This is a genomic window from Lysinibacillus sp. NPDC056185 (assembly GCF_047737915.1).
Classification (GTDB): domain Bacteria; phylum Bacillota; class Bacilli; order Bacillales_A; family Planococcaceae; genus Lysinibacillus.
In genome coordinates this window covers 1-19,865 of the sequence record NZ_JBLLLQ010000005.1, presented here as the reverse complement: position 1 = coordinate 19,865, position 19,865 = coordinate 1, and the positions used below count along the sequence as shown (strand labels likewise).

The following is a 19,865-nucleotide window of genomic DNA, read 5'->3' as shown; positions in this document are numbered from 1 at the left end:
GTAAATATATTAACACAAAACTAAAGATTCGGAATATTTCAAAACTACTCCTATTTGTAAAGAATTTGAAGACATTTTCGCCTTAAAAGCCGGCGACAAAATCTAATAGCAACACAAAAAGCAACCCCGAGAGTAGATGCTTTTTGCGTTAGAAATTATTAATTACACTTGCAAATGCTAAACAATAAATCTTGTTTGAAGAGAAAATTAAGATAAAGTTAAGCCCATATTAGTTGTATAATGCTTTTTTCAATGCTCGATAAGTTTCTTCCGTTGCCAATTTACTTATAGCCGCATTTGGAACTATTGCTTCAAACTCATGGAAACATCCTGGATAGAGATGAAATTCTACTGGTACACCTGCATTTAATAAATTTGTAACGTATTGTAATGTTTCATCTCTAAAAGGATCAAGTTCTCCGACTGTTGTATAAGTAGGAGGCAGATTTGAATAATCTTTTGCTCTAGCTGGTGCAGCATAAATAGGCGTTTTCTTTCCAATATTATTTTTTAAATATTGATTCCAAGCAAGTCTATTAAAATCGCCGCACCACACACGTTTATCAATAATTTCTTTACTAGATTTTGATTGACAGCTGTCATCGATCATAGGAAATAAAGGCATTTGAAATTTAATTTTTGGCCCCTTTCGATCTCTTGCCATTAGAGAAAGTGCTGCTGTTAAACCGCCTCCTGTACTACCTCCTAGAACAGCTATGTTATCAGGATCAACATTGTATTGCCGAGCATTTTTAGCAAACCATTGCAATGCAATATAGCAATCTTCAATCGCAGCAGGATATGGGTGTTCAGGAGCTAACCGATAATCTACTGAAATAACTACACAATTTACCTTCTCTACAATTTCCCCGCATTTTTCATCGTTACCTTCTACTGATCCAAAAATATAACCACCGCCGTGTATATATAAAACACCAGGCAATGTATCCTTTTGATATTTTGGACGATAAATTTTAATCCTTAACTTTTCACTATCATTTATCCATTGTTCTTCTAAAATTAGATTCTTATTTTGATAGGGCACTATCATCTCTCTACTTTTTCTTCGGATATCTTTTATATTCTCAACTGTCAGTGTCATTTCTTCTAAAGATGAAAATGTTTCTTTTAAATCTGGATGTACTCTTTGATCCATAAATACTTCTTCCTTTTTAGTTAATTTTTAAATAGTTTAAAATCTCTGCTAATACTTTTTTATTTTCAGATGGAATGGAAGTGTTTAAAATCGTTTCGGCCGTTTGTTCATAAATACTACCTTCTATATTATTTTTATCTTCCTCCACTAATTGCAACAACGTATTTTTAGTCATTTCTAAGTGAAATTGCAAACCAATTACATTTGAATTATAGATAAAGGCTTGATTTGAACAAGCATCAGTTGAATACAGTCTCTTACTTTCTTTAGGAAGTTCGAAAGTATCTCCATGCCAATGCAAAACTTCGAGTGTACTAGGTAAAAAATCATATTCGTTAGTAACTTTTTTTACCTGATAAAAACCTACTTCTTTACCTTTCGGATTTTTATAAACCTCTGCACCTAAAATTTTTGCAATGAGTTGTGCCCCTAAACAGATTCCTAAAATTGGTTTATTTGCTTTGATTATTTCTTTTATAAATATTTTTTCCGATTCTAACCAAGGAATTGAATCATTTACACTCATTGGTCCCCCTAAGATAATTAACATACTAACTTCTTCTATTGAAGGTAATTGTGCATCTTCGTACATTTTAATAATCGTATATGATTCGATTTCTTCTATAATGCCAGGAGTTTCGAATGGAACATGCTGTAAAACATATGTCGTCAATTTTTATCTTCTCCTTAAATTCCATATAAAGATATATGTTAGTCTTTTGTAATTCGAATAATGATAGAATAAAATAGAACTGTCATATTGAAAAGAGACAGTTTGTTATTTTTTAAATAGGACAGTTTAAGGAGAGAATTATGTTTTTTTGTTTTGATCGAAGTAAAAACCATGAGCCTTTTCATGTGCAATTATATAATTATATAAAAAATGAAATACAATTAGGTAACTTAATAGCTGGCGAAAAATTACCTTCCATTCGATTTCTTGCTCACGATTTAAATGTTAGCAAACAAGTTATACACTCTGTCTACCAGCAGTTACTTGCTGAAGGATATGTAGAAAGCAAACCAAGAAGTGGCATTTTCATTCTACCTTTCGAAAATTTCAAATTTATATCAGACCCTAGCCCCATCAATCATGACGAAGAAGTCGAGTCACCTAACATTTCAATCGATTTCTTTTATAGTTCATTAGATCCCTCCAAATTCCCTCTTCGAGCTTGGAGAAAGTGTATGAATAGAGCTTTAGAAAATATTAATAATATGACTAGCTATGGAGAAAAACAAGGCGAGTTGCATTTGAGAAAGCAAATATCACATTATGTCCGTAAATCTAGAGGAATTAATTGTACGAGTGATCAGATTTTTATTTTTGGTGGTACTCAACAAAGCTTACAATTCATTACACGCTTATTAGATTTATCATCAACTATGGTAGCTATCGAAAATCCTGGCTATGAAGAAGCGAGAGCAGCATTCGTTCAGAGTCAGTGCAAAATTTGTGACATTCCATTAGATGAAGATGGTATTTCTGTTTCGCATTTGAAACAGACTTTAACAAAAGCTGTTTATATTACTGCTTCACATCAATTTCCGATGGGAATGGTTTTACCTATAAAAAAAAGACTGGAGCTATTAGAGTGGGCAAAGAGAAATGAGAGTTACATTATAGAAGATGATTATGATAGTGAATTTCGCCATATTGGAAAACCTATACCTCCTTTGAAATCATTAGATAATGAGAATCGAGTGATTTACTGTGGCACATTTTCAAAAAGTTTTTCACCTTCCATAAGATGTAGCTACGTAATTCTACCTGAAGATTTAGTTAAAAATGGTATTCAACATCTTAAATCATATAGTCAAGGGGCTTCACTGATTATTCAAGATGCACTTGCACATTTTATGGAAGAAGGTTATTTTGAAAAACATTTACGTCGCATGAAAACAACATATCAAAAGAAACATAAAGTACTATTAAAAGCAATTGAAAATTACTTATACCCTTTTGTTGAAGTAATAGGAGAAAAAGCTGGTCTGCATGTATTACTTTATTTAAAACATATAAAAGCGGAGGATTTAATTATTGAAGCTGAAAAATTGGGGGTTCGAATTTATTCCCCAAATGTCCATTGGTCTCTTCAAAAGCCAGAATCCATAATTATGTTGGGATTCGGAGCATTATCAGAACACCAAATCGAAAGTGGAATTCAATTATTATCTTCTATTATTAGTCATGAAGCTGTTCCAAAAGGAGACGGTAAATAACCTTTTGAGGTCAGTTCATTTCAAACAGAGACATTTTTGACACAGTAGGCAAAACATTCAGTAACTGATGAAGAAGTTCGTATAAGGATAGCCATTACCTCTAAAGTTGATCCAAGAAGTCCTTTTTTACATGACTTTCTGGATCAACTTTTTCCTTTTATCTAAATAAATAATATCCCCATATAAAACTGCACCTTAGATTTCTTATCAACAGTTTGACTAACACCTGTGGAATGTATAACCAACTTGAGGTTTAAATCAAATTCATTGAACTACTCCCACCCTAATGCAGTCTCACAATCAATTTCCGCCAATATTTTATATGACGATAAAAAAATTAGCTACATTGTTGACCCTCCCCTTACAGGAAGCATTATATTTAAAACAGGAGGTGATTGTTATGCTTACAATCGGTGAGTTTTCAAAGGTCTCACATCTCACATTGAAGACTCTTCGCTATTATGATGAAATTGGACTTTTAAAACCTGCTTTCATAGACGCTAAAAACAACTATCGCTATTACAATATTTCTCAATTAGAAACAGCTTTATTGATTGCACGCTTAAAAAGCTATTTATTTTCATTAGAAGAAATCAAGGTTATTTTAGCTAATTGGGAGAATACTGAACTTCTTAACTCTAAAATGAAAGCCAAGCAAGAAAATCTAACACAACAAATTACATTTTATTCTTCGTTGTCAAAAAAATTAAAGCATGATATTCAACTATTAGAAGAAGAGGAAAATATCATGGGTTATTTAGATCAGATTGAGATTAAACTTGTGGATCACTTAACCTATCATATAGTATCTCAACGAAAACAAATAAATACCGCTGATTTTCTAATACATTTTAATGAGTTGTTTAGTAAAATTTTGTTTGAAAATTTATCACCTATTGCAAAGCCACTTGCTATTTTCCATAGCTCAGAATATGAACCTGAAAATTATGATGTAGAAATTGCGATTCCCCTTGCGATGGCCACCAATAAAACAAAAGTGTTTAATCCTGGTCTTTGCGCAATGGCTACGCTTATTGGCTCTTACGATGAATTACCTTCAATTCATACAAAGCTGCATGTTTGGATTGATGAAAATAACTATAAACTGAACGGTGCTCCGTTTGAAGTTTATCTAACGGACCCCTATAACACACCTGAGGAAAATAATATTACAGAGGTATACTTCCCCATTAAATAAAAAATGAAGGAGCGTCTCACAATGTATGGTATAAACAAGTCAACGATAAAAGAAAAAATCTTAATTTTAGTTGCTGAGATTATCTATTTAATCATTGCTTATTACTTACTTTTCATTACATATGACAAATCAGGCATTTCACTAGGGCTTTTTATTGCTTTAATTATTACAGCTTTACGATTAACAGCTATGATGTTTATATGGTTGCCTAGAGGTATTGCATGGCAAGAAGCCATCATGAATAGTCTAGCTTTTGGGATTTATTATTTAGGTTTCCCCATTTTAATGATTACTAGTAATCAGGATCCAAACTTAATAGTACTTATTGTAGGCTGGATATTATTTTTAGGTGGCAGTATGTTAAACACGGTTTCAGAATTACTTAGAAAACCTTTTAAAGACAATCCTGAAAACAAAGGTAAACTATATACAGGCGGTTTATTTAAATATGCGATTCATATTAATTATCTCGGAGATTGCCTTTGGGTACTAGGCTTAGCGCTAATCTCTAACAATATTTATAGTTTGCTTATCCCTCTATTTTTATTCTTAGTATTTATTTTTGGCTATATTCCAAAATCTGATGATTACTTACAAAACAAGTACGGAGAACAATTTACATTATATAAACAGAAAACTAAAAAACTAATTCCTTTTATTTGGTAAATAGTAACGAAATTTGAAAACGGAGTATTCAAGATCACCTATTTAAGGTGATCTTTTTTACTTCTTTCAGCATCAGCAAATGCTTGTTGTTTCGGCGTCAATTTCTTATCCATAAAAGAAAAAGCCTACCCCTGCTAGGAGTAAGGCATAAAATATGGTCTATAGCTCTTTTTAGAAACCGCAGTAGCTACACCAATTTATTGTGAATTATAAAGTTTATTATTTATTAATCTCGTACACTAAACTATTAATAAGGTCGATAAGTGATTGCTTAGTGCTCTCGTCTTTCACTGTAGCATTATCGTTAAATTTAGTTCCGACAGATGGGACTAGCAATGATCCATCTTCAACAATGTTAGTATCAAGCATTCCCAGCGTAAGTAGTAAAGATTCATGCGCTTTGTCTCCCCCAGTAATTGCTGGAGAAGCTGTTATAACAGCTACTGGTTTTTTATAAAGTTCGGCAGATGAGACAAGCCACTCTAAAGCATTTTTCAAAACTCCTGGAACACTTTTTGCGTATTCTGGCGTACAAATAATAAGCGCATCTGATTCAGCTAACGTTTTTCTAAAACTCTCGACAACAGCTGGCGGTTCCGTTCCGTCTATATCCGGGTTGAAATGCGGAAGGTCTTGTATTCCGTTATAAATTGAATAATCAATACTTTCAGGAATAAAAGCTGCTAAAGCCTTTAATATATTCGTATTGGAAGAGCCTTCTCGAATGCTACCTGAAATAGCTATTATCTTTTTATGTGTGGCCATTCTATCACCTCTTGAATAGAATACATGCGCAAATACATAAAAATCAAAAATTTCGAACTATCTTATCGAAGAGTAACTTAATCCCGCGTTCATCTCACCTATAGAGGTGAGAGACTTCCATACCTGACACTTTGCTTTCGCTTCGTATGTTTAAGATATTGTATCCCCTTGTATTGGCTCATTACCATCTTTAAAAAGAATACGAATGGACTTTCCATATACAATATCCGGGGAATCCATTACCTGAAAATGAATATGAGGTTCTGATGAATTACCAGAGTTTCCGCATTTCCCAATAAGTTGCCCTTCTGTTACGATGTTGATTTTACTAAAATTGCGTTCTTTTTAAAATGTGCAACCATACTAAATTCATTATTAGCATGTTCAATCACGACATAGTTTCCTGCTGCATTACGTTCATCCATTTCAACGCTTCTATTTCTTTTTAACAGTTATATTAATTTGTAGGATATAGCCATGTCTTTGGGGTTTGTGGGCTAGATTGGATATAAAATAAAAAAACGCCAACTTGATAGCTGGCGTTAACATTTTGTGGCTGAATCCTATGTGAATTGATCCAATAGTTCAGGGAGAGACTCATAAATCATTTTATTTTCCTAGCTTTTCATCTTTGATTGGCAAGTCGTTTTGTAAAATATCTTGAAGGGCGTTTTTTAGCTGCACATACTGCTGCTCTGAAATGTTCGTTTTCTTCATTACTTGACGTGACACTTCAGATAGCTTTTGGCGCACTTCAATTCCTGCTTTTGTTAAATAGATTTGCATTTGTCGCTCGTCTTCCTTGGAACGCTCACGAAGGACGTAGCCTGTTGCCTCTAACTTTTTTAGTACTGGTGTTAATGTACCAGAGTCTAAAAATAAACGTTGCCCCAATTCCTTCACCGTAATTTGCTCATCGTCCTCTATCGCTAGTATGGCAATATAACCTGTATAAGTTAAATCGTATGGCTTTAATAACAACGTATATTGTCGAATGATTTCCTTTGAAGTCGCATACAAAAGAAAGCATAGTTGATTATCTAAATGATTCGGCATAGGAATCCCCTCTTAAAGTACTTTTGATACTAATATTAAAAATAAAGTTTCTACTTGTCAAACACAATTAAATTGTATACAATCTATTACGCACAATTAAATTGTGCACAATCTAATTTAATTGTGCCACATAAAAGGAGGTTAATCTTATGAAAGAATTATATACAACAACAATGATTAATAACGGTGGCCGTAATGGTAAATCGTATGCAGAGGATCAATCGTTATCATTAAATATTGCACCACCTGGCTCGAAATTAGCGGATGTTACAAACCCAGAACAACTATTTGCAGCAGGTTATAGCGCTTGCTTTAATAGCGCGTTAGATTTAATTAAACGTCAAAAGAAAATTCAAGGGGCATCAACAATTAAAGCAACGGTTAAACTAATGGAGCAAGCTGCATTTGACTACGTGCTTGCTGTTGACATTGAAGGACATATTGAAGGCTTATCGATTGAAGAGGCACAGCAATTATTAGAAATTACACATACCGTTTGTCCATATTCAAAAGCGACAATGGGCAATATCAATGTAACAATTAAAGCAGTTTAATTTATATTTTGTAAAAGAGGGAAATAAAATGACAACAACTAAACCAGTAAAACAAATTATGCACGAGCGCAAATCGGTTCGTAAATACAATGCTAACACAACGATTTCTCGTGAAACGATTATGCAACTGTTAGAAGATGCAACTTCATCCCCATCTTCAAGCAATATGCAGCCATGGCGCTTTATCGTCATCGATGATAAAGAAATCCAAAAGAACATTAATTTTTTTTCATTTAATCAAGAACAAATCGAAACAGCATCTGCCATTATCGCTGTCATTGGAGATACAGAAATGTATCTAAATGCAGAGGAAATTTATGCAAAAAATGTTGAGCTAGGCTATATGCCTGAAGAAATTGCAAGTAAGCTTGCCCAGGATTCTCTAGCAATGTATGGTGCGATTCCAAAAGAAGCGCTTCTAAATATCGTTCACTTTGACGCAGGCTTAATTTCAATGCAAATTATGCTATTAGCGAAGGAAATGGGCTTTGATACAGTCGCAATGGGAGGCTTCGATAAATCAAAATTTGCTGAATATATGGAATTACCACCTAACGAAGTGCCTATTTTATTACTAGCGATTGGCGAGGCAGCTGGGCCAGCTTATGGTTCTTCACGTCTTCCAATTGAGCGCCTTGTACGCTTCAATAAATAATTTATCGGTTGTACGATCGATTTTGGCAATGTCCTTGAATGATTTGAGGACATTGCTTTTTAATAAATAGAAAAGAACAGTGATGAAAGTATGTGAGTGACAAGCATCCAGTAAGAAATGGTCTGTGAATTAATCAACCAACTTTACAGGCAGTTGGGCTAGCTAAATATGGCAGGAACCATTGCTATAACAAGATTCCCCAACCACATTATGCTATACTATTTCTATTATCGAAATATTTGAAAAGAGGGATGCTAGATGACAAATTTACAGCAATTAGATGCGTATTTTTCAGAACATCGCGAAGCACACTTAAATGAATTAAATGAATTTTTACGTATCCCAAGTATTAGTTCTTTATCAGAGCATAAAGGAGATATTCAAAATGCCGCTGAGTGGCTGGCAAACGCTTTTAAGAAGCTAAATCTTGAGAATGTCTCTATTACGCAAACTGCAGGTCACCCTGTTGTTTATGCGGATTGGTTACACGCAGAGGATAAACCAACTATTCTATTTTACGGTCATTATGATGTACAACCGGTTGACCCACTAAATTTATGGGAAACGGAACCATTCAACCCGACAATTCGAGACAACAAACTATTCGCTCGTGGTGCTAGTGACGATAAAGGGCAAGTGTTTATGCACTTAAAAATGATTGAAGCATTATTTGCGACAAAGGGCACTTTACCAGTGAACGTGAAGTTCATCTATGAGGGTGAAGAAGAGATTGGTAGTCCTAACCTTCCAGCCTATGTTGAAGAGCATAAAGAGAAACTAGCTGCTGACTTAATTTTGATTTCTGATACAGGTTTATATGGTCCTGGTAAGCCTGCTGTATGCTATGGATTACGTGGATTAACGGGGGTTCAAATTGATGTTCGTGGTGCAAAAGGTGACCTTCACTCCGGTCTTTACGGTGGCGGTGTTCAAAACGCCATTCATGCATTAGCTGATATTTTAGCATCCTTCCGTGATGAGCATGGCACAATTCAGGTTGAGGGCTTCTACGATAAAGTTTTACCATTATCTGAAGAGGAACGCGAAGCTTATCGTGCGCTTGGTTTTGATGAAGAATCCGTGAAGGAAGAAGTTGGTGTGAAGGAATTATTCGGTGAAGCTGGTTATTCCTATTTAGAACGTACTTGGGCACGCCCAACATTAGAGGTCAATGGTGTGTTTGGTGGCTTCTCTGGCGAAGGCATTAAAACAGTACTTCCTGCTGAGGCTGGCGCAAAAATCACATGCCGTCTAGTGCCAAATCAAGAACCAAATGAAATTGTAGCACTATTAAAAGCACATATTGAAAAACATAAGCCAACTGGCGTTGAAGTGACGATCTCTGAATTCGATAAAGGTCGTCCATTCTTAACACCATTTGATCATCCATTTATCCAAGCTGCTGGCCGCTCATACGAAAAAGTATATAATGTGCCAACTGCTTACACACGTGGAGGAGGATCAATCCCTATCGTGGCAGCTTTTGATGAAATTTTAGAATTACCAGTAGTGCTAATGGGCTTCGGCTTATCAAGCGAAAACTTCCATGCACCAAATGAACACTTCCATTTAGAAAACTTCGATAAAGGATTACGTGTTTTAAGTGATTATTTATTCGAGGTTGCTGAATTACAAAAGTAAAATAACAAATCCCCTCGTTTCTTGTAACGAGGGGATTTTGCTATATTATTCTCCAAAAATCGTAACGATATCTGCTGATGTTTTACGTTCTTTCCCTTTTGGTACTTCATCAAAATAGCCAACTTGTAGCATCGCGATTACGCGCTCACCCGGCTGAACCTTTAAGGCTTCACGGAATTTCGGATTATCTAGGAAGCCAGGCGTTTTCCAGCATGAGCCTATTCCTTTATCCCAAGCTAGCAATTGAATATTTTGAATAAAAATACTTGCCGCTCCGTAATCTTCTAAGCGCTCTTTTTGTCGAGCATCCTCTGGAACAATGACAAAAGCATAGCCACCCGGTAATGTGAATTTCGTCATTTGCTTCGCTAAATCTTCACTTGAAAGCTCCTGCCATTTCGGTATCGTTAAATCACGCAATAAATTATGAAGAGCAGCTAACTCCTTGCCGCATGCAACGACTAAACGCCAAGGCTCTCGATTCCCATGATTCGGTGCCCATACGGCATCGTCAATAATGGCCATTAAATCTTCACGATCTACAGGCTGGCCATTAAATTTTTTAATAGAACGACGCTCAATAATCGCGTCCCTAACAGATAAAAATTGTTCGCTCATATACTCTTATCTCCTTCTATAACACTACAATAATTAAAATTGATATCTTCTACCCTTCACATTATCACAAAATGATGAGCTTTAACACTGCTTCACCTTAAGCAAAACTATCTTCTATATGAATATAATGATAAGTCATGCTCGGCGTATAAGCCGTTGAATCTTCATAAAAATATGGTCGCTTAATACTATCTGAAGTGTGTGCGTTAACATATGGGATACCATTTTCGATACTTGTCACAATTACGGAATGATCAACTCTTCCATCCCCCTGGAAATCATAAAATATGACATCTCCAAGTTCTAATTCTTCGGCAGATTGTACACGCCTACCCTTCAACCCTGTTGTAGAGCCTTCCAAATACCATCTAAGGGAATGTGCAACAGACCAACTAAAGCTCCAATTTCCATGTTGAACCCACCAACCTTTCCCTCTGTTTGGAGCACCTCGCATTGGTGCTCCTCCAGCAAGTAAACATTGAGATATATAGTTCGTACAATCAACAGTAAAATTCGGAAATGCTGGATTACGCCTGTTCCACCACAAGTTCGCATACTGTACAGCGGCCTGTCTGTTATACATTTTTGCCACGCTTCCCCTCCTTATGTTCAACATATGTATAAAGAGGGATTTCTATTAGCTAGGTCCTTATTCATAAAAATGTCGAATGTGGTCTTATTTGGCACTATCTTTGCCAATTTTGAGATAGTTTTTGCTACAATAAGGGTAAGGAATTATAGGCTTCTATATTACGAATCAGAAGGGATGTTGAAATTGAAGCAGCATGCTGAGAAAGAAATTATACAACCTACTCTTTTATGCGATAAAAAAGGTAATTTAAATCCAGCTGCCATCGGATTTGCTCGTAAACCTCTAATAAACAGCAATTTAAGTGGCCATATCATGCGCAAAAAGAAATGGAATTATTGGTGTGTCTACGGTGATGAGATCATCTTCTCAGCTACTATTAGCCATCTAGACTACGCAGCGGTCTGCTTCGTCTATTTCCTTGAATATGAAACACAGCGCTATTTTGAAAAAACAATTACCATTCCATTGGGTGGAAAGTTAAAAATGCCTACGCAGGTGCTAGATTCAGTATCCTTCAAAAATAGTGAAATGATGATTGATATGACATATGTACAAAATGAAACACATCTATCCGTTTCAATCCCAGACTTCGATGGAGATGTTTTACGTGCAAAGCTTGTCATTCAGCATCCGCCTACAGATGAGTCATTGAATGTAGTCATCCCTTGGAACCGTAAAACATTCCAATTTACAGGTAAGCATCATACACTCCCTACTTCAGGATTTGTGACAATTGGTAATCGTCGCTTTACATTTTCCCCTGAGGAAAACTTCTCTGTCCTAGAATACAGTCGTGGCGTTTGGCCCCGTACATTCACATGGAATTGGGGAATGGCCTCACAGCGAGTCCGAGGAAGACGAATCGGACTCAATTTAGGTGGTAAATGGACAGACGGAACAGGAATGACCGAAAATGCTGTTTTCGTTGAAGGAAAAATGACAAAAATACATGAGGATGTACTGTTTAATTATAATCAAGAGGATTTAATGCAACGATGGAAAATCAAGACTAAATTCACTAACCAAGTTTCATTAACATTTTCCCCATTTTTCGAGCGTGTATCCGTCACAAAAGCTGGTCTCATAAAATCTGAAGTACATCAAATGTTTGGCTACTACGACGGCTCCGTATTACTAGACAATGGCGAAACACTTGTCATCCAACAAATGCTAGGCAGCATCGAAGAAAATCGCGTAAAGTGGTAAGAACAAAAAAATTAATTCCTTGCTATTCTCTTCTCATACTAGGATTTAACGCACTGATTCGCGTACCCTCAGCGCGTTAAATCCGAAAAAGCCTTTAAATGGCGCCTTTTTCGGCGAATTGGCGTTTTTATCTGTCGCTTTGCCGGGGCTATCCACGATTTTGGCTGTTCTATCCACGATTTCGGCTGTTCTATCCACGACTTTGACGATTCTATCCGTCGCTTCGGCTTTTCTTTCCGTCGCTCTGATGATTCCTTCCGTCACTTCAGCTCTTCTTTCCGTCGCTCTGATTTCTATCCGTCACTTTGGCTCTTCTACCGCTACTTTTGCCTTTCTATCCATCACTCTGTCGGGGCTATCCACGATTTTGGTTGCTCTATCCACGATTTTGGTTGCTCTATCCATGAATTTGGTTGCTCTATCCACGACTTTGACCGTTCTATCCGTCGCTCTCGATTTCCTATCCGTCGCTTTGACCATTCTATCCGTCACTTCGGCTTTTCTTTCCGTCGTTCTCGACTTTCTATCCGTCGCTTCGGCTCTTCTTTCCGTCGCTCTGATTCCTATCCGTCGCTTCGACTTTTCTTTCCGTCGTTCTCGACTTTCTATCCGTCGCTTTGACCATTTTATCCGTCACTTCGGTTTTTCTTTCCGTCGCTCTGATTCCTATCCGTCGCTTCAGCTCTTCTTTCCGTCGCTCTCGACTTCCTATCCGTCGCTTTGACCATTCTATCCGTCGCTTCGGCTTTTCTTTCCGTCGCTCTGATTCCTATACGTCGCTCTGATTCCTATACGTCGCTTCGGCTTTTCTTTCCGTCACTTCGTCTCTTCTTTCCATCACTCTGAATCCTATCCGTCACTTTTGCCGTTCTATCCGCCACTTTCACTTTCACTTCTCTATCCACGACTTTGACCGTTCTATCCGTCGCTTCGGTTTTTCTTTCCGTCGCTCTCGCCATTCTTTCCGACGCTCTGATTCCTATCCGTCACTTTTGCCGTCCTATCCGCCACTTTTGCCGTTCTATCCGTCGCTTTGATTTCTATCCCCAAACCCTGGCCATTCACCCCAACTAATCCGTCAATCCTGCTACTATCTTTTCCGGGTCGTCTGTAAATATTGCCTGTACACCGAGCTGCTGTAATTGCTTTGCTTGCTCAACATCATTAACCGTATAGACACGGACAGTTGCTCCTTCATTAAGAGCTTCTTGAATGGATCTCCGAAATGCTGTAGGTAGGCTGACATGTATAGCATCTGCCGGGATTTGAGCTGCGTAGCCGTTAAAATCAACTAAAATTTCGGCAAACAGTGCCGCTTTTTCAATATAGGGTGCTCTTTGTGCGACGATTTGAATAGATTCATGATTGAAGGAGGAAATTATTACTCTCTCTGTCATTTGAAATGCAGCTACCTCCTTAATAACAAGTGCTTCTATCCCGTTATATGGAAATATATCGGTTTTGAGCTCAATATTAATACGATGATTAGTGCCTGCAAATAGCTCTAAAACGTCTCCTAGAGTTGGGATTCTCTCCTCTTCAAATTTAGAAGAAAACCATGAACCATAATCAAATGCACGGAGCTCTTGTAGCGTGTAATCCTTTACGTAGCCAGAGCCATTAGATGTACGATCGATTGTTTCATCATGAATAACGACTAACTCCCTATCCGCTGTTAAATGAACATCTAGTTCAATCCCTGTAATCGGAAGCTTTGATGCGGCCATAAAAGCAGCCATAGTGTTTTCTGGGTAATGTGCCGAAACGCCTCTATGGGCAAAAATATTCAAATTCGATAACCTCCTATTTCGCCCACCTCTCAACTCGTTAACAGGCGGGCCATTAAATTTCGATTTCTCTTCTCCCTTAATAAGCCTATTACAATTTCACTTGATGGTAAATATTATATATAGTAGTATGAGAATCTACTTGAAAATGCAAGTACTTAGGAGGTGCTAAAAAATGACTGCACAACATCCAGATTTTCAGGCTGAAGTGGAGCGGCTAGCTTACACTAAAAATTACATGCAGCAAATTTTAAATGAATCACAAAGAGGTTTGCAATCTGCTCAGGAGAATATTCGTAAGTCGATGGCAGATCTTGATTATTTAGATTCCAGTTTGGGCTATAATAATATCTTAGCAAATGCTCGTTTCTTTGAAATGGCCCGAAACCAAAAGGAAGGCTTAGAGGCTATTCGAAAAAAGCCATACTTTGCCCGAATTCATTTTCAAAAGACAGGAGATCCTGAAGAATTTCTTTATATCGGAAAAACATCTTTGTTTCATCGAGAAACCCATGAGCCTATAATAGTCGATTGGCGTTCACCAGTAGCAAACGTCTATTATGATGGTCGCCTTGGGGATATGGAATATGATGTGCGTGGAGAAATCCATAAGGGACATCTATTTGCCAAACGCCAATATAAAATTAATGATGGTGAATTGCTCGATTTACGGGATATTGATTTAACAACAAACGATGAATTACTGCAAGAAGCGTTAGCTGGAAAAGCAGATGTGCGTTTGACTGAAATCGTCTCCACTATTCAAAAGGAGCAAAACGAAATTATACGAGCACATCTTCGTCAGCCTATTATCGTACAAGGTGCTGCTGGTAGTGGAAAAACAACAATTGCCCTACACCGAATATCTTACTTCCTCTACACGATGGGCGAGCATTTTAATCCTGAGCAGCTTATGATTTTAGCACCGAATAAGTTATTTATCGATTATATTGGTGATGTTTTACCAGAGCTTGGTGTCGATAAAATTTGCCAAACAACCTTTACCGATTACGTTCTAGCTGCGACGAAGCTAAAATTGAAACTTCAAAACCCAAATGAGCAGTTAGAATCTCTTGTTGCAGGAGAACCCCAACAGGCAGCTTCTTGGATATCCGAAATGAAGGGCTCACTTTATTACCGTGATGTAATAGAACGATATGTTCAAAAAATCGAACAAGAAATCGCCAATCAGTTTGAGGATGTATTCATTGAAAAATATTGCATTATGCGTGCCTCCCATTTAAAGAAGCTATTTTTATATGAATTTTCTTATATGCCGATTGAAAAACGACTAGCACATATAAAAAAAGTGCTTGCAAGCCATGCTCGTCAAAAGAAACAGGCTATTTTAAATACACTTCATAAAAAATATGATGAAGCACTTGGCAGAGCACTTGATGGATTTCGTGATGATGACAAACGACGTCGTGTTGTCACGAAGTTTATTGATGAGCGTGATGAACGCATTCCTGCTATTGAAAAAGAGGCAAAGTCAACCGCAACTGTTTATATGCGGCGCTTTTCTAAACATAACATCAAGACTCTCTATCGTTCTCTTCTAACAAATGCTGAGCTTTTAGCAGAACTTGCTCCAGAATGGCATTATCTTGAGCAACAGCAATTTTTACAAGCACATGCTAAAGAACAATGGGTGCTTGAAGATTTAGCTGCACTTTATTTTTTACAAGCTCGTATAAAGGGCATTCCAGATGAATGGAAAATGCGAGTCGTTTTCATCGATGAAGTACAGGACTATAGTTTATTTCAGCTTGCTGCTTTAAAGACTGGGCTTGAAACAGATATGTTTACAATGGTCGGTGATTTAGCACAAGGAATTCACAGCTATCGTTCCCTTACTGCCTGGGAACCTGTCCAAAATCTATTTCCTAGAGCAAGCTTTAGAACACTGCAAAAAAGCTATCGAACAACCATTGAAATTATGGAGGTTGCAAACAAAGTCTTAGCACAAATGGATGAACAGCTTCCATTAGTAGAGCCAGTAGTGCGTCATGGCAATGCCCCTACCTATATACAAGCTCAATCATTTGATGCCCTGCAAATTAAAGAAATTTTTGAAGCCATTCGAGGCAATGGACACCATTCCGTTGCTTTAATTTGCAAAACGACTGCTGAGGCAAAAACAATGCAGCAAGCATTAAAGGACAAAAAAATTGCTTCGCAGCTTCTAACTGAAAATGAGTCCATCAATCAGGAATTATTGCTCGTTGTTCCGAGTCATTTAGCAAAGGGCCTTGAATTTGATGCTGTGATCGTAGCTGCCTTCGATACACCTTTCTACGATACGAAGGTTGATCGCAAGCTACTTTATGTGGCACTCACTCGAGCCATGCATGAGCTTTATTTAATTGGCCCAACAAAAAATACATTTCTATTAGAAAATGAACAGATATAATAAATATTTTCGCCTTGGTGTAATTGTAGCTGCCGCTTCTCTTTCGCTACAGAAAACATTTGTAGCTGTCGCTACAATCAAAACCCAGCTGAAAGAAGATAAAAAAGTCGCTATTAAAGCGACTTTTTTTCATCGAACATTTAAATCTGATTTATCGATTCCGAGGTGGTAAACGGTAAAACCTCCCTCTGGATAAGTACGCTTTTACAACTTTCCACCATGACCTTGGTGCTTCCCTTTGAGGAGACTTCTTTTTAGGTAGTGCCGGCATGCGCATGATAACGACTCCTTTCATAGGCTTACTAATACTATATGAAGATAGTTACAAATTTATGATAAAAAGAATAGTTAACCCAATATATCGATACGTTCATGACCCATCGCCTACCGCCGAATAAACATAAAAAAGAGCAGACGCATTTTGTCGAAAAAACGGCGTTCCCCCACTAAAGAAGATCGTATTTCCCCTAAAAATACTTATGTTTACTAATTATGCTTTTGAAGAAAAGCCTTTACTTTTTCATAAGTAAATTGAGTGCTCAAACTATTTGATACTGCATCAAAAGCATGATCGACTCTTGGAATAAGATAAAGTTCATGGGGAACGTTATTTTCTTTTAGCTTCCTGTCCAAAATTTCAGCCTGTTCTTCTAGAAAAATTCGGTCACTCGTTCCTAAAAGTGTAATAGTAGGAGGTGTCTTGCTTTGAATATAACTGATCGGAGAAAGTATTTTATAACGATCAGGGAATTGTGAAGGTGTACCTCCAATATATTTCTTCATAACATCTTGCACATAGTCAGGACTTGGACTATTTTTATAAACTTTCTCCATATCAGACGGACCGTATACATTAATCACAGAGTTAATAGTTACTGAAGGTACATTTGATGAAGGAGGTAACTGTGTATCCCCCATACTATAGGCAGCTAGCATAGCCAGATTTCCACCTGCTGACCGTCCCATTACGTTTATTTTTTCAGGATCAATTTTGTAAGCATCCGCATGTTCTGCCACCCATCCTATTGCTGATTTTACATCAGCTACTTCATCTTTCCATCCTGCATGAGGTGGCATACGATATTGTATATCAAACACAGTATATCCTAATTCACTTAACCATTGATTCCAATGAGGTGCTCTATTTTTATCCCCCTCAACCCATCCACCTCCATGCACTTGTACAATAGCAGGATGAAGTGGTTTTTTTGAGTCTTCATTGGCTGGCCACACATCAAGCTTTAATTCCACACCATCAGAGGTTGTCATGTATACAACGTCCTGTGTGAATTTTGATGTGATTTCTGTCTTACCGAAAAAATGAGAACGAAGCGAAACGGAAACACTCTCGTTTTTAGCGTAATGTAACATTTCAATAATTGGCTCTACAGTTAAAAAACTTAATAATAAAACTAGAGGAATCAAAATTGTCCGAGCTATTAAAGCTTTCCTCCAGACAGCTAATACTAATAAAATTATGATCACAACAGTTATACTTAATAGAAGCGTAGGTATTATCAATGCACCTGCTCCAAGGGCACTCATTATATTAGGAAAACCGCCTGGATTCCAAATATAGTATGTCATAATGCTAATGAAAAAAAATGCAATTACTGCAATGATTGTTAGTAACCATTGAATAAAACCCCTAGGACGCCATGGGGTTGGATGTTTTTGTTGTTCCTGTTTCATTTTTCTAAATCCCTCCATAATCAATCAAATATCTTAACTTATGAAAGTATCAAAAAATACTTAGCTTTACCAAAAGACTTTGACCCTAATTTATTGATGAAACCCCTACAAAATCGTTGTGTGAGTCATTGATCCTCATCCTTTACTTCATTCAAACAGCCCACAGCTTTTGCAATGGTGTTGTCTTTTTATAATCCAAACCAATATCATAAAAAACTAATTCCAGTTCACTTAACAAGCTTATTTCTGAGGCACTTGAAATATTCGATATCCAGCGTTCATTGAGTATGAAAGGATGTCCTTATGATAATGCCGTGGCTGAAGCGATGTTTAAAGTATTTAAAACGGAATTCGCTAATGGAGCTCATTTCACTTCTCTTGAACAGCTCGCTCTTGAACTTGATGATTATGTTCATTGGATCAACAATATTCGTATTCACGGAACTCTAAGCTATTTAACACCAGTGGAATTCAAGCAACAGCCCATATAATCTTTGTCCAGTTTAGTGTTGACACACCACAGCTTGTCAGCAACGTGTTTTTGACTTTGCGAAAGCGAAGCGACAGCAACAACATGATGTTGGTCACTCAATCATTACCACAGGACGTGGCGTTCTTAGACAGAGTTCCTCTATTTCAGCGAATAAACCAGCATTCATCTTACCACCTATAGAAGCTAGCACTATTTGGATTTTGTGTATGGCATAACCCTAGAGTTAATGCTAGTACTACTCTGTATTACTTGCAACAGTCGAATCATCAAGAATCATTTTTAACTCTTTATATAAAATTATAAAAAGCAAAAAAGGACATCCTTTTATCGGAAATCTTTTCTTAATGGTTGCTGCTATTGAAGGGTAAAACTTTCTGGGGAAATATGCAAATCAATCTTTGCTTACTTTTGAACATGTTTTGATAAAAGCTTCTTTGGATTGTTATGATTATTATTTTCAACTTTATTTTTTGAGATTGGATTGAGTGCTATTCACTTAAGACTACCTCTTTAAGGGAAACAGATGTTTCTCATGCGAAATGGATTACGAAACTACTGCGGCATGGATTAATTGAAAAGCGAGCTTTGTTCCAGCAGTTGAATATTGGCTAATGAAATGGATATGGAAACAAGTTTACATGGAAGAGTGATGCCTAAAAAACAGATGAATACCGATTCGTTATTCGAAATACTCACGGAATATCAACGTTTCCTTATTCATCAATATTGGAAACAAAAACATGCATTAGAAAAGCACTGGACAATCGCAACTAGAAGAGGCAAGAAAAAAGCACTCGTTGCGCTATCACATCGAATGCTTTGGATTTATTTATTTCATGCTATACCCATACAAAGAATCGCGAATAATTTAATCTAACCAAAAAAGAATTAATCGAAATTACTCTAAACAGATACCTTTGCTTTTCCGTTGGCTTTTAAAACTCCATACCGATTCTCTATCTATTTTTAGAATATTCATAGACCAAGGGGTTATTTATTTTCACAGAAAAAAAAGCCGAGGAATAAATCCTCGACTTTTTCAGGTGCCTAGCGACGTCCTACTCTCACAGGGGGAAGCCCCCAACTACCATCGGCGCTAAAGAGCTTAACTTCCGTGTTCGGTATGGGAACGGGTGTGACCTCTTTGCCA

19 protein-coding genes, 1 rRNA gene and 1 pseudogene are annotated in these 19,865 nt (G+C 37.0%); 11 read left to right on the top strand and 10 right to left on the bottom strand.

The genetic code is table 11. The features are described from left to right. Nucleotides 1-229 precede the first annotated feature (229 nt). Together ACMZ42_RS06780 and ACMZ42_RS06775 are read right to left on the bottom strand one after the other, a co-directional pair. Nucleotides 230-1,156: an alpha/beta hydrolase gene (locus ACMZ42_RS06780; protein WP_415730958.1), complete on the bottom strand. Its 927-nt coding sequence runs from the start codon at nt 1,154-1,156 to the stop codon at nt 230-232. A 16-nt stretch (nt 1,157-1,172) separates the two neighbouring features. Next, nucleotides 1,173-1,829, bottom strand: a complete 657-nt coding sequence (locus tag ACMZ42_RS06775) for a type 1 glutamine amidotransferase (RefSeq protein ID WP_415730957.1) — start codon at nt 1,827-1,829, stop codon at nt 1,173-1,175. A 140-nt stretch (nt 1,830-1,969) separates the two neighbouring features. On the opposite strand from ACMZ42_RS06775, the gene ACMZ42_RS06770 reads away from it, so the two are divergent. From ACMZ42_RS06770 to ACMZ42_RS06760, 3 genes are all read left to right on the top strand, one after another. After that, nucleotides 1,970-3,379: a PLP-dependent aminotransferase family protein gene (locus tag ACMZ42_RS06770; RefSeq protein WP_415730956.1), complete on the top strand. Its 1,410-nt coding sequence runs from the start codon at nt 1,970-1,972 to the stop codon at nt 3,377-3,379. A gap of 400 nt (nt 3,380-3,779) precedes the next feature. Beyond that, nucleotides 3,780-4,577 (top strand): MerR family transcriptional regulator, encoded by a 798-nt coding sequence (locus tag ACMZ42_RS06765; RefSeq protein ID WP_415730955.1) that lies wholly within the window; start codon nt 3,780-3,782, stop codon nt 4,575-4,577. 21 nt (nt 4,578-4,598) lie between these two features. Beyond that, nucleotides 4,599-5,243: a methyltransferase family protein gene (locus ACMZ42_RS06760; RefSeq protein WP_415730954.1), complete on the top strand. Its 645-nt coding sequence runs from the start codon at nt 4,599-4,601 to the stop codon at nt 5,241-5,243. 219 nt (nt 5,244-5,462) lie between these two features. On the opposite strand, the gene ACMZ42_RS06755 is transcribed toward ACMZ42_RS06760, so the two are convergent. From ACMZ42_RS06755 to ACMZ42_RS06745, 3 genes are all read right to left on the bottom strand, one after another. Further along, the gene (locus tag ACMZ42_RS06755; RefSeq protein ID WP_415730953.1) at nt 5,463-6,008 is read right to left on the bottom strand and encodes an NADPH-dependent FMN reductase; all 546 of its coding nucleotides are present in this window, start codon (nt 6,006-6,008) and stop codon (nt 5,463-5,465) included. A gap of 150 nt (nt 6,009-6,158) precedes the next feature. Then, nucleotides 6,159-6,305 carry a hypothetical protein gene (locus ACMZ42_RS06750; RefSeq protein ID WP_415731086.1) on the bottom strand — a complete coding sequence of 49 codons (147 nt, stop codon included), beginning with the start codon at nt 6,303-6,305 and terminating at the stop codon, nt 6,159-6,161. A gap of 312 nt (nt 6,306-6,617) precedes the next feature. Further along, complete coding sequence (locus ACMZ42_RS06745) at nt 6,618-7,064, bottom strand: MarR family winged helix-turn-helix transcriptional regulator (RefSeq protein WP_415730952.1); 447 nt, start codon at nt 7,062-7,064, stop codon at nt 6,618-6,620. A 149-nt stretch (nt 7,065-7,213) separates the two neighbouring features. Here ACMZ42_RS06745 and ACMZ42_RS06740 point away from each other — a divergent pair, with 149 nt between their 5' ends. From ACMZ42_RS06740 to ACMZ42_RS06730, 3 genes are all read left to right on the top strand, one after another. Next, the gene (locus ACMZ42_RS06740) at nt 7,214-7,618 is read left to right on the top strand and encodes an Ohr family peroxiredoxin (protein ID WP_049667871.1); all 405 of its coding nucleotides are present in this window, start codon (nt 7,214-7,216) and stop codon (nt 7,616-7,618) included. 28 nt (nt 7,619-7,646) lie between these two features. Next, complete coding sequence (locus tag ACMZ42_RS06735; RefSeq protein WP_415730951.1) at nt 7,647-8,273, top strand: nitroreductase family protein; 627 nt, start codon at nt 7,647-7,649, stop codon at nt 8,271-8,273. A 258-nt stretch (nt 8,274-8,531) separates the two neighbouring features. Beyond that, nucleotides 8,532-9,914, top strand: a complete 1,383-nt coding sequence (locus ACMZ42_RS06730) for a dipeptidase (RefSeq protein WP_415730950.1) — start codon at nt 8,532-8,534, stop codon at nt 9,912-9,914. A 45-nt stretch (nt 9,915-9,959) separates the two neighbouring features. Here ACMZ42_RS06730 and ACMZ42_RS06725 read toward each other — a convergent pair whose 3' ends face one another. Together ACMZ42_RS06725 and ACMZ42_RS06720 are read right to left on the bottom strand one after the other, a co-directional pair. Next, nucleotides 9,960-10,532 (bottom strand): nitroreductase, encoded by a 573-nt coding sequence (locus ACMZ42_RS06725; protein WP_415730949.1) that lies wholly within the window; start codon nt 10,530-10,532, stop codon nt 9,960-9,962. Between the two features lie 97 nt (nt 10,533-10,629). Further along, nucleotides 10,630-11,124: an amidase domain-containing protein gene (locus tag ACMZ42_RS06720; RefSeq protein WP_370083649.1), complete on the bottom strand. Its 495-nt coding sequence runs from the start codon at nt 11,122-11,124 to the stop codon at nt 10,630-10,632. A 183-nt stretch (nt 11,125-11,307) separates the two neighbouring features. On the opposite strand from ACMZ42_RS06720, the gene ACMZ42_RS06715 reads away from it, so the two are divergent. Together ACMZ42_RS06715 and ACMZ42_RS06710 are read left to right on the top strand one after the other, a co-directional pair. Further along, nucleotides 11,308-12,330 carry a DUF2804 domain-containing protein gene (locus ACMZ42_RS06715; protein WP_415730948.1) on the top strand — a complete coding sequence of 341 codons (1,023 nt, stop codon included), beginning with the start codon at nt 11,308-11,310 and terminating at the stop codon, nt 12,328-12,330. Between the two features lie 118 nt (nt 12,331-12,448). Continuing rightward, a complete protein-coding gene (locus ACMZ42_RS06710; RefSeq protein WP_415730947.1) occupies nt 12,449-13,054 on the top strand; it encodes a hypothetical protein in 606 nt (201 codons plus the stop codon). A gap of 346 nt (nt 13,055-13,400) precedes the next feature. Here ACMZ42_RS06710 and ACMZ42_RS06705 read toward each other — a convergent pair whose 3' ends face one another. Then, nucleotides 13,401-14,120, bottom strand: a complete 720-nt coding sequence (locus ACMZ42_RS06705; protein ID WP_402875256.1) for a glycerophosphodiester phosphodiesterase — start codon at nt 14,118-14,120, stop codon at nt 13,401-13,403. A 172-nt stretch (nt 14,121-14,292) separates the two neighbouring features. Here ACMZ42_RS06705 and helD point away from each other — a divergent pair, with 172 nt between their 5' ends. Further along, the gene (helD, locus tag ACMZ42_RS06700; RefSeq protein ID WP_415730946.1) at nt 14,293-16,530 is read left to right on the top strand and encodes an RNA polymerase recycling motor HelD; all 2,238 of its coding nucleotides are present in this window, start codon (nt 14,293-14,295) and stop codon (nt 16,528-16,530) included. 486 nt (nt 16,531-17,016) lie between these two features. Here the strand turns inward: helD and ACMZ42_RS06695 are convergent, their stop codons facing one another. After that, nucleotides 17,017-18,222: an alpha/beta hydrolase gene (locus tag ACMZ42_RS06695; protein WP_415730945.1), complete on the bottom strand. Its 1,206-nt coding sequence runs from the start codon at nt 18,220-18,222 to the stop codon at nt 17,017-17,019. A gap of 233 nt (nt 18,223-18,455) precedes the next feature. On the opposite strand from ACMZ42_RS06695, the pseudogene ACMZ42_RS06690 reads away from it, so the two are divergent. Beyond that, nucleotides 18,456-18,713: pseudogene (locus tag ACMZ42_RS06690) on the top strand (IS3 family transposase); the annotation flags it as partial. 606 nt (nt 18,714-19,319) lie between these two features. Continuing rightward, nucleotides 19,320-19,592: a hypothetical protein gene (locus ACMZ42_RS06685; protein WP_415730944.1), complete on the top strand. Its 273-nt coding sequence runs from the start codon at nt 19,320-19,322 to the stop codon at nt 19,590-19,592. A 168-nt stretch (nt 19,593-19,760) separates the two neighbouring features. Here the strand turns inward: ACMZ42_RS06685 and rrf are convergent. Next, nucleotides 19,761-19,865 (bottom strand): 5S ribosomal RNA (gene rrf / locus ACMZ42_RS06680); the annotation flags it as partial.

Bases quoted from the DNA above. Each gene is read 5' to 3' on its own strand.
- ACMZ42_RS06780 (WP_415730958.1), bottom strand. From the start codon at position 1,156: ATGGATCAAAGAGTACATCCAGATTTAAAAGAAACATTTTCATCTTTA.
- ACMZ42_RS06770 (WP_415730956.1), top strand. From the start codon at position 1,970: ATGTTTTTTTGTTTTGATCGAAGTAAAAACCATGAGCCTTTTCATGTG.
- ACMZ42_RS06765 (WP_415730955.1), top strand. From the start codon at position 3,780: ATGCTTACAATCGGTGAGTTTTCAAAGGTCTCACATCTCACATTGAAG.
- ACMZ42_RS06760 (WP_415730954.1), top strand. From the start codon at position 4,599: ATGTATGGTATAAACAAGTCAACGATAAAAGAAAAAATCTTAATTTTA.
- ACMZ42_RS06755 (WP_415730953.1), bottom strand. From the start codon at position 6,008: ATGGCCACACATAAAAAGATAATAGCTATTTCAGGTAGCATTCGAGAA.
- ACMZ42_RS06745 (WP_415730952.1), bottom strand. From the start codon at position 7,064: ATGCCGAATCATTTAGATAATCAACTATGCTTTCTTTTGTATGCGACT.
- ACMZ42_RS06740 (WP_049667871.1), top strand. From the start codon at position 7,214: ATGAAAGAATTATATACAACAACAATGATTAATAACGGTGGCCGTAAT.
- ACMZ42_RS06735 (WP_415730951.1), top strand. From the start codon at position 7,647: ATGACAACAACTAAACCAGTAAAACAAATTATGCACGAGCGCAAATCG.
- ACMZ42_RS06730 (WP_415730950.1), top strand. From the start codon at position 8,532: ATGACAAATTTACAGCAATTAGATGCGTATTTTTCAGAACATCGCGAA.
- ACMZ42_RS06725 (WP_415730949.1), bottom strand. From the start codon at position 10,532: ATGAGCGAACAATTTTTATCTGTTAGGGACGCGATTATTGAGCGTCGT.
- helD (WP_415730946.1), top strand. From the start codon at position 14,293: ATGACTGCACAACATCCAGATTTTCAGGCTGAAGTGGAGCGGCTAGCT.
- ACMZ42_RS06695 (WP_415730945.1), bottom strand. From the start codon at position 18,222: ATGAAACAGGAACAACAAAAACATCCAACCCCATGGCGTCCTAGGGGT.